The following is an 11,600-nucleotide window of genomic DNA, read 5'->3' as shown; positions in this document are numbered from 1 at the left end:
TCCCGGTGGTCACCCCTGGGGGCCGCACCTCTCCCTACCGGTCGGTACCTTGTGCACGATGTACTTGTGCACACCTGTTCTGGGAAGGTCCGGTCATGACTGACGCCGCCGCTGCGGGCACCCGTCCGACGAAGATCGTGTACGTCGCCGAGGCCACCGCGCACGGCGGTCGGGAGGGATACGTCACCAGCCAGGACGGCCAGATCGAGCTGAAGGTCGCGATGCCCCCGGAGCTGGGCGGCGACGGCAACGGCACCAACCCCGAGCAGCTCTTCGCGGCCGGCTACAGCTCCTGCTTCCACAACGCGCTGATCCTGGTCGGCAACCGGGCGGGCTACGACCTGACCGGATCCACGGTCGCGGCGAAAGTCGGCATCGGCCCGAACACGAGCCGCGGCTACGGCCTCGCGGTCGCCCTCAGCGTCTCGCTGCCGGTCCTCGACACCGACCTCGCGGCGAAGCTGGTGGACGCGGCGCACGAGGTGTGCCCCTACTCCAACGCGACCCGAGGGAACATCGACGTGACGATCCTGCTTGGGTGAGAGGGGGAGACACCCCGGCCGCACCGGCGGCGGCGAGCAGTGAGCGAAGGAGAGCGGACGTGGACGTGAACGGTGCCGTGGCCGAGGGCTTCGAGCCGGTCCGGGAGGCGTTCGTGCAGAACTTCGAGGCGCTTCAGGAGCGGGGCGCCGCGGTGGTCGTCTACCGGGACGGCCACAAGGTCGTCGACCTGTGGGGCGGCACCCGGGACGTGGACGGGACCGAGCCCTGGGAGGCCTGCACCGCGCAGATCGTGCGCTCGGCGACCAAGGGCGTCGCCGCCGCCGCCCTGCTCCTGCTCCACCAGCGCGGGGAGCTGGACCTCGACGCGCCCGTGGGGGCGTACTGGCCGGAGTACAAGGCGGCCGGCAAGGAGCGGACCCTGGTGCGGGACGTGCTCGCGCACCGCGCGGGGGTGCCCGTGCTGGACCGGCCGCTGACGCCCGCCGAGGCAGCCGACCCCGAGCTCGGCGCGGCGGCCGTCGCGGCGCAGGCGCCGGTGTGGGAACCGGGCACGGACCACGGCTACCACGCGCAGACGTACAGCTGGCTGACCGGGGAGCTGGTGCGGCGGGTCACCGGGCGCACGATCGGTGCCTGGATCGCCGAGGAGATCGCCGCACCGGTCGGGGCGGACCTGTGGCTGGGCCTGCCGGCCCGGCGGTCGCAACGCGTCGGACGGGTGGGCGAGGTGGTCGTCCCCATCGCCGCGGGAGGCGTGCGGACCCGCCCCAAGCGGGCCGTCGCCGAGGCGTACGCCGACCCCGGCTCGCTCACCCGCCGGGCGTTCGCCGCGATCACCCCGCTGCCCGACGAGAACGACCCCGCCTACCGGGCCGCCGAACTCCCCGCCTCCAACGGCATCGCGACGGCGGACGGCCTGGCCCGCTTCTACGCCTCGCTGATCGGCGAGGTGGACGGCGGGAGGCGGCTGTTCTCACCGCGGACGGTGGAACTCGCGCGCGGTGAGCGGTCCGCCGGGCCGGACCGGGTGCTCGTCGTGAACACCCGGTTCGGTCTCGGCCCCATGCTGCACGGCGCCGCCTCCCCGCTGCTGTCCCCCACCTCCTTCGGGCACCCCGGCCGAGGCGGCGCCCTCGGTCTCGCCGACCCCGAGTCGGGCCTCGCGGTCGGCTACGTCACCAACGGGTTCCGCAAGAGCGTGACGGCGGATCCGCGCGCTCAGGCGCTGCTGCGGGCCGTGCGCACGGCGACCGCCCCCGGCCGCTCACGGGGAGCCGCCCTCATACGTTGATCGGGTGCGACGTCCGGCCCGACGCGTCGTCGATCTCCGTGTGGGCTTTGGTGAGGAGCTGCATGGCGAGCTCGTTGAGGGCGCGGGCACCCGCTATCTCCTCACCGACCCGGGGCTGGTTGGCGTCGACCCGGTGCCGGCTGGCGTTCCCCCGGGCCCTGACCTCGGACCCGTCGGGCAGCCGCACCATGGCGACCGCGCTGGTGTGCTGGTCGTCCTCCTGGAACTCCAGCTCCACATGCCATCCCACTGCGGTGTGCATCATGACCGATCACCTCCGGAGTATCTGATTCCAGGGTGTCCCCTCCGGTACGGCGATGTCGAACTGTTCCTCCAGGACGCGCACGGCGTCCTCCTCGCCCGTGAGCTCGCGCTCGCCGGTGGTGCCGTCGGCGCGGGTCTCGGTGAGGTGGGTGCCGCTGAGGAGGAGGTGGCGGGTGGCGGTGACGCGCTGGGCGTAGAGGCGCCCGCTGAAGGGGGAGCGCGGGTTGGTGGCGACGTGCCAGTTGACGACCTCGAAGTCGGCGTGCACGAACGGGTCGAGGGTGAAGACGTACTGGGGACGCCAGGGGTCGGCCGCCCCGGACCCGTCCGCGCCCTCGGTCGGTTCCGTGGGCTTCTCGGGGGCGTACTGCTCCAGGACCCACAGCGGCAGCGGGCCGTCGTGGTGCGGGGCGTGGGTGAGGCGGTGGCGGCGGCCCGCGCCGTCGAAGACGGTGTCCGGGGTCAGCGGTACGGGTTCGAGCAGCGCTCCGGGGGCGCCGAAGCCGACGTCGGCGAGGTAGGGCTGCGGATCGCCGGGCGCCTGAACGAGCAGCGCCATGTGCGTGCGGGGCCGGTCCTCGAAGCGTTCCGCGCCGACCACGACCCGGGCCCCGAGACCCGTCACCCGGAAGCCGAGCGCCTTCAGGACGCCCGCGAAGAGCGTGTTGTGCTCGTAGCAGTAGCCACCGCGCCGGCCGCGGACCAGTTTGGCGACCAGGTCGGCGGCGGCGAGCGAAGGGGCCAGCCCCCGGACGGGGTCGAGGTTCTCGAAGGGGACGGAGCGGATGTGCGCCAGATGCAGGCCCCGCAGCGTGGCGACCTCGGCACCGCGGGCTCCCGTCCAGCCCACGCGCTCGAAGTAGGCGTCCAGGTCGTCGGAGGTGAACTGCTCGGTCTCGGCCATGGTTTCACCGTAACCAGGCGATCACCCGACGGCCTCGGGCGGGAGAACGGCGAGGTACTGCGGCCCTGGTCGTAGGTCCTCGGAACGAGTCGCACATGGCCGGGATCTTGATTGCGCGGCGCTCGTGACCCGCGCTAGCGTCGGCGTCATGACTGCCGGGTCGGCCATGGGCCACGCACGAGTGAGGCGCCCGGCCTCGGCGTGAGCACGAGGCGGGCCAGGGGCCCGCCGCGCTCTCCGTGTCCTCGACTTCCCTCACCCCAGGCACCCGAGACCCGGAGACAACGACCTCACCATGTCCGCAAGCCCTCTGCCCCAGCTGAACCACACCGTCGTCTACGCCCGTGACCGGCGGCTTTCGGCCGACTTCCTCGGCGCCGTCCTCGGTCTGGAGGTCGGCGCGCCCTTCGGGCCGTTCCTGCCCCTCGACCTGGGCAACGGCGTCACCCTCGACTACTACGAGAAGCGCGACGAGCCGATCCAGTCCGCGCACTACGCGTTCCTCGTGGCGGACGACCAGTTCGACGCGATGATCGACCGCCTGGAGAAGCTCGGTGTGACCTACTACGCCGACCCGAACCACACCGACTCCGGCCGCGTGAACGACCTGTTCGGCGGCAGGGGCGCGTACTTCGCCGACCCGGACGGCCACAACATGGAGATCCTGACGCGACCGTACGTCCGGCCCTAGGGGCTGACCGGCATCGGCGACCACACCCCAGCCGGCCGCGTCACCGACCTCCCCGGTCAGCACACCTGGGGCGTCGGCCTCACCCCGTGTGCAGCATCAGTCCGATGCCCACGACGACGAGTACCGCCGCGGCGATGCGGGGTGCGCCGAAGCGTTCCTTGAAGAAGACCGCCCCGATCGCCGCGCCGACGATGATCGACGACTCGCGCAGTGCGGCGATCGGGGCGAGCTCGGCGCGGGTCTGCGCCCACAGGACCAGGGCGTAGGCCGCGACGGACAGCGCGGCGCCCAGCAGGCCGAGGGCCGCGTACGGCCGCAGGACGGTGAGGGTCTCACCGCGCAGGCGGGTGAGCGCGTACGCGGGCAGGACGGTGCCCTGCACGGCCATCAGCCAGGCGATGTACCCGAGCGAGGAGCCGGAGGCGCGCACGCCGAGGCCGTCGACGACCGTGTACGCGGCGATGGTCAGGCCGGTGGCGAGCGCGGCGCCGATCGCCGCCCAGTTCGGGCGGCGTCCGCGCAGACCCCACAGCGCCACGCCCGTGAGCCCCGCGCAGGACACGACGATGCCGGCCGCCGCCCAGCCGTCGGGCACCTCGTGCGCGAACACGGCGGCGAGGACGGTGACGACCAGCGGCGCCGACCCGCGCGCGATCGGGTAGGCCTGCCCGAAGTCGCCGAGCCGGAACGACCGCATCAGCAGCGCGTAGTAGGCGATGTGGATGACGGCGGAGGACAGCAGGTACGGCCAGGCCCGCGCCGCGGGGAACGCGGCGAAGGGCGCGAGTGCCAGCCCGATGAGCAGCCCGCCGCCGGAGATCAGCGCGAACCCGGTGAGCTTGTCGGTGATGCGGTGGGCGATCGCGTTCCACGCGGCGTGCGTGACGGCGGCGAGCAGGACGGCCGTGGTGACCAGCGGCGTCACGCGGTGCGCTCGCGCACGTCCACGAGTGTCGCGCCGGCGTGTCCCACCAGTTCGTCGGGCGCCATGGGGAAGACCGTGTGCGGGGTGCCCGCGGCGGCCCACACCACGTCGTGCGCGAGCAGACCGCGGTCGGCGAGGACACGGGTGCGGGTGCGGTGCCCGAAGGGCGGCACACCTCCGATCGCGTACCCGGTCGTCTCCCGGACGGCGTCGGCGTCGGCCCGCGTCACCTCGTCGGCGCCGAGTTCCTTCCGCACGAGCGCCACGTCGACCCGCGACGCCCCGTCCATCAGCACCAGCACCGGCACGCCGTCCGCGGCGAAGACCAGCGACTTGCAGATCTGGCTCAGCTCACAGCCGATCGCGGCCGCGGCCTGCGCCGCGGTGCGGGTGGCGTCCGGGAAGCGGCGGATGCGGGCGGGGAGGTCGTGCAGCCCGAGGTGGTGCAGGGCCTCGGCGAAACGGGGGTGCGCTCCTGACGTCGTCATGGCCGCACGCTAGCGGTGGGTGTACGGGGCACGCGACCGCATTGCGCGGTGCGGCCCGGGGTGATCGCGGTCGCTCGACCGTCACCGTCCGCCGCTTCACGCGCCCGCGTTCGCCCACGTCCACAGGGCGAGCCCCACGGGCACGGGAGCGGCCAGCACCCCCAGCAGGAGCAGACGCGCGGACACGGCGAGGCGGCGGATACCGGGAGCGAAGGCCAGTGCGGTGAGCACGGCGGCGAAGGCCGCGTAGATCAGGCCGTACCGGAGGAGGAAGCCGCCGACCGGCTCGCCCTCCGCCGCGAGCCAGACGGCCACCATGCCGACGAGGAACGTCAACCAGGCGAGCGACGCCATCGTGAGTGTCCAGAGCGCGCCCGCGAGCAGGGTCGTCGGTTTCATCGCTGTTCCGTTCCTTCCGCGTGGGGTCGACACGATCCTCGCGGGAGGGGGCCCGCCCCGGCATGGGGGCGGGTACTCAGCCTGTCTGGGGTGCGACCCCCAGAACGAAGGCGGACCAGGTGGTGGGGGCGACGGTGAGGGTCGCGCGGGAGGGGTTCCTGGAATCCCGGATGTGGATGGCGGCGGGGGTGGTGGCGACTTCGACGCAGTCGTTGATGTCACTGCTGTCGCTGTAGCTGCTCTTGAACCAGTGGAGTTCCGTGGCGCTCATAGTCTCCCCAGCGCTTGCTCGATGAAGGCCAGCGACTCCCTCGGCGGGAGGGCCTGGGCCCGGATCATCCCATAACGCAGTTCAAGGATCCGAAGATCCTTCGGGCTGGAGACGGGGCGGCCGTTGAACGCACCCGCGCACCGGCCGATGCCCGTACCGTCGGCGAACTTCAACACGTGGAACAGTCACGCTACGCACAGGCGTCGGCGCTCACTCCAGTAAGCAACAGCAGCCACGCTGAGTGACATGAATCAAGAGGCCCGTGCCCCCGAAAACAAAATCTCGCCACCCGCTTCCGCGACTTCACCGTCCTGCTCTCCCCCACCGCCCGTGGAGCGCGTCTCGCCCGGCTCCTCGCCACCGAGCAACTCCGCTCCTGGGACCTGCCGTTGGATCCCGCTGCGCAGATCGTCGCCGAGCTGGCGGCCAACGCCGCTGCGCACGGGCGGGTCCGCGGGCGGGACTTCCGGCTGAGTGTGCACGTCATCGCGGGCACGCTCCGCATCGAGGTCACCGACAGCCGGGGGGACCGACTGCCGCGCCTCGGGCGGCCCGAGCCGGAGGCGGACTCGGGGCGGGGGCTGGTTCTCGTCGACGCGCTGGCGGACCGGTGGGGCGTGGCCGCGGAGCCGTTTCCGCGCAAGACCGTGTGGGCCGAGGTCAGGACGTAGACGAGCGGCGCGCCCGACCCGGAAGGAGGGTCGGACGCGCCGCGTGCGGCACTCAGACGTCAGTGGCGGTCTCCGCCGTGGTGGTGACGGTCGCCGCCGTGGTGACGGTCCCCACCGTGGTGGTGACGGTCTCCGCCGTGGTGACGGTCCCCACCGTGGTGACGGCCCTCGCCGTGGTGGTGGCCTCCGCCGTCGTGACGGCGGTCACCCCACGACTCCTCGTCGACCACGCGGTCGCGGTCGTTGCGCAGGGTCGCGGTGTCGGAACGGTTGTCCCAGACGTGACGGCGGCGGTCCTGGTACACGTCGGTGCGGGTGTCGCGACCCTCACCGGTGTGGACCCGGACCGTGGCGCGGGGGGCGAGGCGGTAGCGGTGGAAGGTGTAGGTGTCGCCGTCCTCGTCCGACAGCGTCCACCGGTCCAGGTCGATCGCGTGGCGGGTGGTGTTGGTCAGCTCGATCCACTCCTTGTTCAGGGAGTGGTTGGAGCGGCTGTCGCGGCCCGGTGCGTCGTACTGCACGGCGCTGATCTCCACCTTCGGCCGCTCGGGGCGCGGGTGGCCGGCGGCGGACGCCGGGAGGGCCACGGCCCCGACCACGGCGGCGGCCGCGAGGGAGGCCGCGGCCAGACGAAGGGCGGAAACAGGCGGAACGAACACAAGGTCTCCTTGCGTGGTGCGAGCCGCGGCCGGTCGGCCGCGACACGCACACCTGATCACCCGACACGGGATATTCGCGCCATCCGCGCCCCTGGTTACGAATCCTCCATGTTTTGGTGACACTCGTCTGCAATGTCCATCTATGACCTGAAAGCCGCGGAGAGCGGTCCCCACCGGCCCTCACGGTCCGGCGCCTCCCGGCCCCTCACCCGAAAGTGCGTCACGAAGAAGCCGGTGAGGGCGCCCCGTTCCCGCGGAGCCCTCACCGGTGGGCCTTCGGGTGCGGCCCGCCAGGCGCGCACCGGCTCCGTGCCCTCGCCCTTCGCGCGCGCAGCCCTCTCTCGCCCTCGACGCCGATGTCGGGCAGGGCAGGGCAGGGTCCAGGGGTGGACCGCGGGGACGGTCAGGTGGCGGGGACGGTCAGGTGGCGGGGACGGTCAGGTGGCGGGGACGCCCAGGGCAGGGAGGACCACGGCGTCGACGTAGGCCCGCAGGAACTCCTGCGTGGGCGGGAGGTCGTCGATCAGCGTGCGGGTCGCGAACGCGCCGACCATCATGTGCACGATGAACTCCAGCGCCGGGCAGTCGGCGCGGACCTCGCCGCGGTCGACGGCGCGTCGCAGGATCCGCTTGAACTCGTCCATCTCCGGTTCGACGAGCAGTTCCTTGAACGCCCGCTGCAGGTCGGGGTTGGTGTGCGTCGCCATGGCCAGGGCCCGCATGAGGTCGGAGTTGCGCTCCATGGTGCAGTCGTCCTCGCGGGTGACGACGGCGTGGAGGTCGCCCCGCAGGGATCCGGTGTCCACGTCGGCGATGCTGACCGGCTTGCTGTGCCGCATGGCCCTGACGACCAGCTCGGCCTTGCCGCCCCACTGGCGGTAGAGCGTCGCCTTGCTGGATCTCGTGCGCGCGGCCACGGCGTCCATGGTGAGGGCGTCGTAGCCGACCTCGCGGAGCAGGTCGAGCACGGCCGCGTACAACTCGGCCTCGCGCTCGGGGGTGATCCGACTGCGACGCGCCGTGGCGACCTCAGTCATGGCGTACACCTTCCACTCCGTACGGCTCGTGCGACTGCGTTGCGCACACGACGAATGTAGCGCAACCCCGAACGAAACGAAACAGTTTCGTACGTAAATGGTTCACCTACGCATCCCGCACGGCTCAGGGGGTGCCCGATCGTGCGGATACGACACGAGTTGCCCGGCCCTGTCGAGAGGAAAAGCATGGGAACGTGACCTATCTGCGCCTGCCCCACCTGAGCGATGACCTGTTGTGCTGCGTCGCCGAGGACGACCTCTGGCTGGCCCCCCTCGACCGGCCGGACCGCGCCTGGCGACTCACCGTCGACCGCACCAAGGCCGGCCACCCCCGCTTCTCGCCCGACGGCCGCCGGATCGCCTACACGAGCTGGCGCAGTCTCGTCCCCGAGATCCACCTGGTGCCGGTGGACGGCGGGCCGGGACGACGCCTGACCTACTGGGGCAGCCCGGACACCCAGGTCTGCGGCTGGACCCCGGAGGGGGACATCCTCGCCGTCGCCTCCCACGGCGAGCCGTTCTCCCACTTCACCTGGGCCTACAAGATCACCCCGGACGGCGATCCGGGCCGGAAACTCCCCTGGGGCCCGGTCTCCGACCTCCAGGTCGCCGACGTCGGCGGCGAGCGCCGCACCCTTCTGCTCACCGGCACCCCACCGCACGAACCGGCCTCCTGGAAGCGGTACCGGGGCGGCGCCACGGGCCGGCTGTGGCTGCACGGACAGCGGCTCCTGCCCGACCTCGGCGGGCATCTGCACTCCCCCATGTTCGTCGGCGGGCGCATCGCGTTCCTCTCCGACCACGAGGGCGTGGGCAACCTCTACTCCTGCGCCCACGACGGCTCCGACCTGCGCCGACACACCGACCACGACGCCTTCTACGCCCGGCACGCCTCCAGCGACGGCACCCGGGTGGTGTACCAGTGCGCGGGCGACGTGTGGATCGTCGACGACCTGTCCGAGGGGTCCGGGCCGCGCCGCCTCGACGTACGGCTGAACGGACCGCGCGCGGGACGGCGGACGTACCAGGTCCCGGCCGCGCAGCACCTGGACGGGATCTCGGTGGACGAGACCGGGCGGGCCGGCGCCGTCGTCGTGCGCGGCAGCCTGTACTGGCTGACCCACCGGGACGGGCCCGCGCGGACCCTCACCGACACACCCGGGGTGCGGGTGCGACTGCCGGAGATGCTGGGCTCGGGCGGACAGGTCGCCTACGTGACGGACGCGGAGGGCGAGGACGCCGTCGAGATCGTGTACCTGCCGCGCGCGAGCGGGGAGCCCGCACCGCGGCGGCTGGCCTCCGGGCGGCTCGGGCGGGTGCTGGAGATGGTGTCCGACCCGCAGGGCGAACGGCTCGCGATCGCCGCGCACGACGGACGGCTGCTGCTGCTCACCGTGGCCGCCGACACGACGGCCGCCGCGGGGGCGGAACCGTCGGACGGCGAGGTGACCGAGCTGATCTCCTCCGTCAACGGGCCCGTGCGGGACCTGGCGTTCTCCCCGGACGGGGCGTGGCTGACCTGGTCCCATCCCGGGATCGGACGGTCGCTGCGCCAGATCAAGATCGCGCGCGTCTCCGGGCTGGACGACGGCGAGCGGCTGATCGTCGACGTGACGAACGGACGGTTCGAGGACGAGAACCCGGTCTTCACGCGCGACGGCCGCTATCTGGCGTTCCTGTCCTGGCGCGGCTTCGACCCGGTGTACGACGTGCACACCGGGGACCTGTCCTTCCCGCTGGGCTGCCGGCCCTACCTGGTGCCGCTGTCCTCCGCGACGCCGTCGCCGTTCGCCCTGAACCCGGAGGGGCGGCCCGCCGCCGGAGGACTGGACCCGCTGGAGGACGACGAGGGCGGCGACGGGACGGTGACCGTCGAGGTCGAGGGCCTGGAGAACCGGGTCACCCCGTTCCCGGTGGCCGCCTCCAAGTACTCGGCGCTGCACCCGGTCGCGGGCGGCGGGCTGGTGTGGCTGCGCTGGCCGATCTCCGGCGCGCTCGGCGAGACGTTCGCCAACCCCGACGACACCAGCGGGCGGCCCACGCTGGAGCACTTCACCATCAGCAAGGCCAAGAAGACCGAACTCGTCGGCCATCTCGACTGGTTCGCGGTGAGCGGGGACGGCACCCGGCTGGTCGTGGTCGACGAGGGCGACCTGCGGGCGGTGCCCTCCACGGAGTCGGGCGACCTCGACAGCACGGTCTGGATCGACCTGCGCCGCATCATGCACGAGGCCGACCCGGGCGCCGAGTGGCGGCAGGCGTACGAGGAGGCCGGGCGGCTGATCCGGGCCTACTTCTGGGATCCGGGGATGTGCGGCATCGACTGGGAGGGGGTGCTGGAGCAGTACCGGCCGCTGGTCGAACGGGTCACCTCCCCCGACGAGTTCGCCGATCTGCTGCGGGAGGTGCTGGGCGAGCTCGGCACCTCGCACGCCTACGTCACCGCCGCCCGACGCAACGAGGGCCCACCGCACTACCAGCGCCGTCAGGGCCTCCTCGGCGCCAACTTCGTCCTGCGTGACGGCGGTTGGGTCGTCCGGCGGATCCTGCCCGGCGACTCCTCCGACTCCAGGGCGCGTTCGCCGCTGGCCGGGACGGGGATCCGGGAGGGCGCCGTGCTCACCAACGTCGACGGACGTCCGGTGGACCCGGTCGCCGGGCCCTTCCCCCTCCTCGCCCAGGCGGGCGGCACGACGGTCGAGCTGACCTTCACCCCGGCCGAGGGCGAGAACGGGCACGCGCGGCGCGTGGCCGTGGTGCCCCTGATCGACGAACGGCCGCTGCGCTACCAGGACTGGGTGGCCAAACGACGCGCCGTGGTACGGGAGTTGAGCGGCGGCCGCTGCGGCTACCTGCACATCCCCGACATGGGCGGCTCGGGCTGGGCGCAGTTCAACCGTGACCTGCGCATGGAGGTCTCCCGGCCCGCGCTCATCGTGGACGTGCGCGGCAACGCGGGCGGGCACATCAGCGAACTGGTCGTGGAGAAGCTCACGCGCACGATCCTCGGCTGGGACCTCACCCGCGACGCCCAGCCCGTCTCCTACGCCTCCAACGCGCCCCGGGGGCCGGTGGTGGCGCTCGCCGACGAGGCGACCTCCTCCGACGGCGACATGATCACGGCCGCCTTCAAACTGCTCGGACTCGGGCCGGTCGTCGGCCAGCGCACCTGGGGCGGTGTCGTCGGCATGACCGGCCGGCACCGGCTCGGCGACGGCACGGTCATCACCGTCCCGATGAACGCGGCCTGGTTCGACGCCTACGGCTGGTCCGTCGAGAACCACGGCGTCATCCCCGACCTGGAGGTTCTGCGCACCCCGCTGGACTGGGCCGAGGGCCGCAACGCCCAACTCGACGACGCGGTGCGCCTCGCCCTTGACCTCCTCGCGGCCCATCCCCCGGCCTCCCCGCCGGACCTCCGCGCGATCCCCGACCGCTCCCGCCCGAAACTGCCGCCCCGGGGTTGAGTGAGGCACCGAAAGCACGGGTGCCCGGG

General features: G+C 72.6%; 13 protein-coding genes and 1 pseudogene. 5 read left to right on the top strand and 9 right to left on the bottom strand.

Annotated elements, in window-relative coordinates:
- Positions 1-95: 95 nt before the first annotated feature.
- Complete coding sequence (locus ACZ4YY_RS23430) at positions 96-542, top strand: organic hydroperoxide resistance protein (protein ID WP_468293382.1); 447 nt, start codon at positions 96-98, stop codon at positions 540-542.
- Between the two features lie 59 nt (positions 543-601).
- Complete coding sequence (locus ACZ4YY_RS23425; RefSeq protein ID WP_468293379.1) at positions 602-1,795, top strand: serine hydrolase domain-containing protein; 1,194 nt, start codon at positions 602-604, stop codon at positions 1,793-1,795.
- Here ACZ4YY_RS23425 and ACZ4YY_RS23420 read toward each other — a convergent pair.
- Both ACZ4YY_RS23420 and ACZ4YY_RS23415 read right to left on the bottom strand, forming a co-directional pair.
- Positions 1,785-2,060, bottom strand: a complete 276-nt coding sequence (locus tag ACZ4YY_RS23420) for a DUF1876 domain-containing protein (protein ID WP_468293376.1) — start codon at positions 2,058-2,060, stop codon at positions 1,785-1,787. The two genes, ACZ4YY_RS23425 and ACZ4YY_RS23420, sit on opposite strands and share 11 nt — an antisense overlap.
- 6 nt (positions 2,061-2,066) lie before the next feature.
- Positions 2,067-2,963 (bottom strand): arylamine N-acetyltransferase family protein, encoded by an 897-nt coding sequence (locus tag ACZ4YY_RS23415; protein WP_468293373.1) that lies wholly within the window; start codon positions 2,961-2,963, stop codon positions 2,067-2,069.
- Positions 2,964-3,258: 295 nt separating this feature from the next.
- On the opposite strand from ACZ4YY_RS23415, the gene ACZ4YY_RS23410 reads away from it, so the two are divergent.
- Positions 3,259-3,654 (top strand): VOC family protein, encoded by a 396-nt coding sequence (locus ACZ4YY_RS23410; RefSeq protein ID WP_468293370.1) that lies wholly within the window; start codon positions 3,259-3,261, stop codon positions 3,652-3,654.
- A 79-nt stretch (positions 3,655-3,733) separates the two neighbouring features.
- On the opposite strand, the gene ACZ4YY_RS23405 is transcribed toward ACZ4YY_RS23410, so the two are convergent.
- The 5 genes and pseudogenes from ACZ4YY_RS23405 to ACZ4YY_RS23385 form a co-directional block, all read right to left on the bottom strand.
- Complete coding sequence (locus ACZ4YY_RS23405) at positions 3,734-4,579, bottom strand: EamA family transporter (protein WP_468293367.1); 846 nt, start codon at positions 4,577-4,579, stop codon at positions 3,734-3,736.
- Positions 4,576-5,067 carry a YbaK/EbsC family protein gene (locus tag ACZ4YY_RS23400; RefSeq protein WP_468293365.1) on the bottom strand — a complete coding sequence of 164 codons (492 nt, stop codon included), beginning with the start codon at positions 5,065-5,067 and terminating at the stop codon, positions 4,576-4,578. The genes ACZ4YY_RS23405 and ACZ4YY_RS23400 overlap by 4 nt, the downstream gene beginning before the upstream one ends.
- A gap of 96 nt (positions 5,068-5,163) precedes the next feature.
- Positions 5,164-5,466: a hypothetical protein gene (locus ACZ4YY_RS23395; protein ID WP_468293362.1), complete on the bottom strand. Its 303-nt coding sequence runs from the start codon at positions 5,464-5,466 to the stop codon at positions 5,164-5,166.
- Positions 5,467-5,542: 76 nt separating this feature from the next.
- On the bottom strand, positions 5,543-5,737 hold the full coding sequence (locus ACZ4YY_RS23390) for a DUF397 domain-containing protein (RefSeq protein WP_468293359.1): 195 nt from the start codon (positions 5,735-5,737) through the stop codon (positions 5,543-5,545).
- A pseudogene (locus tag ACZ4YY_RS23385) lies at positions 5,734-5,922 on the bottom strand (transcriptional regulator); the annotation flags it as partial. The gene ACZ4YY_RS23390 and the pseudogene ACZ4YY_RS23385, both read right to left, overlap by 4 nt.
- Positions 5,923-6,048: 126 nt before the next feature.
- Here ACZ4YY_RS23385 and ACZ4YY_RS23380 point away from each other — a divergent pair.
- Complete coding sequence (locus ACZ4YY_RS23380; protein WP_468293775.1) at positions 6,049-6,408, top strand: ATP-binding protein; 360 nt, start codon at positions 6,049-6,051, stop codon at positions 6,406-6,408.
- Between the two features lie 59 nt (positions 6,409-6,467).
- Here the strand turns inward: ACZ4YY_RS23380 and ACZ4YY_RS23375 are convergent, their stop codons facing one another.
- Both ACZ4YY_RS23375 and ACZ4YY_RS23370 read right to left on the bottom strand, forming a co-directional pair.
- A complete protein-coding gene (locus ACZ4YY_RS23375) occupies positions 6,468-7,067 on the bottom strand; it encodes a lamin tail domain-containing protein (protein ID WP_468293356.1) in 600 nt (199 codons plus the stop codon).
- Between the two features lie 437 nt (positions 7,068-7,504).
- Positions 7,505-8,104, bottom strand: coding sequence for a TetR/AcrR family transcriptional regulator (locus tag ACZ4YY_RS23370; protein ID WP_468293353.1), 600 nt, complete (start codon positions 8,102-8,104; stop codon positions 7,505-7,507).
- A gap of 194 nt (positions 8,105-8,298) precedes the next feature.
- Here ACZ4YY_RS23370 and ACZ4YY_RS23365 point away from each other — a divergent pair, with 194 nt between their 5' ends.
- Positions 8,299-11,571 (top strand): S41 family peptidase, encoded by a 3,273-nt coding sequence (locus tag ACZ4YY_RS23365; RefSeq protein WP_468293350.1) that lies wholly within the window; start codon positions 8,299-8,301, stop codon positions 11,569-11,571.
- Positions 11,572-11,600: the final 29 nt, after the last annotated feature.

It is taken from the genome of Streptomyces sp. NPDC030143 (assembly GCF_055573695.1).
This window is presented reverse-complemented; position numbering and strand designations above follow the sequence as displayed.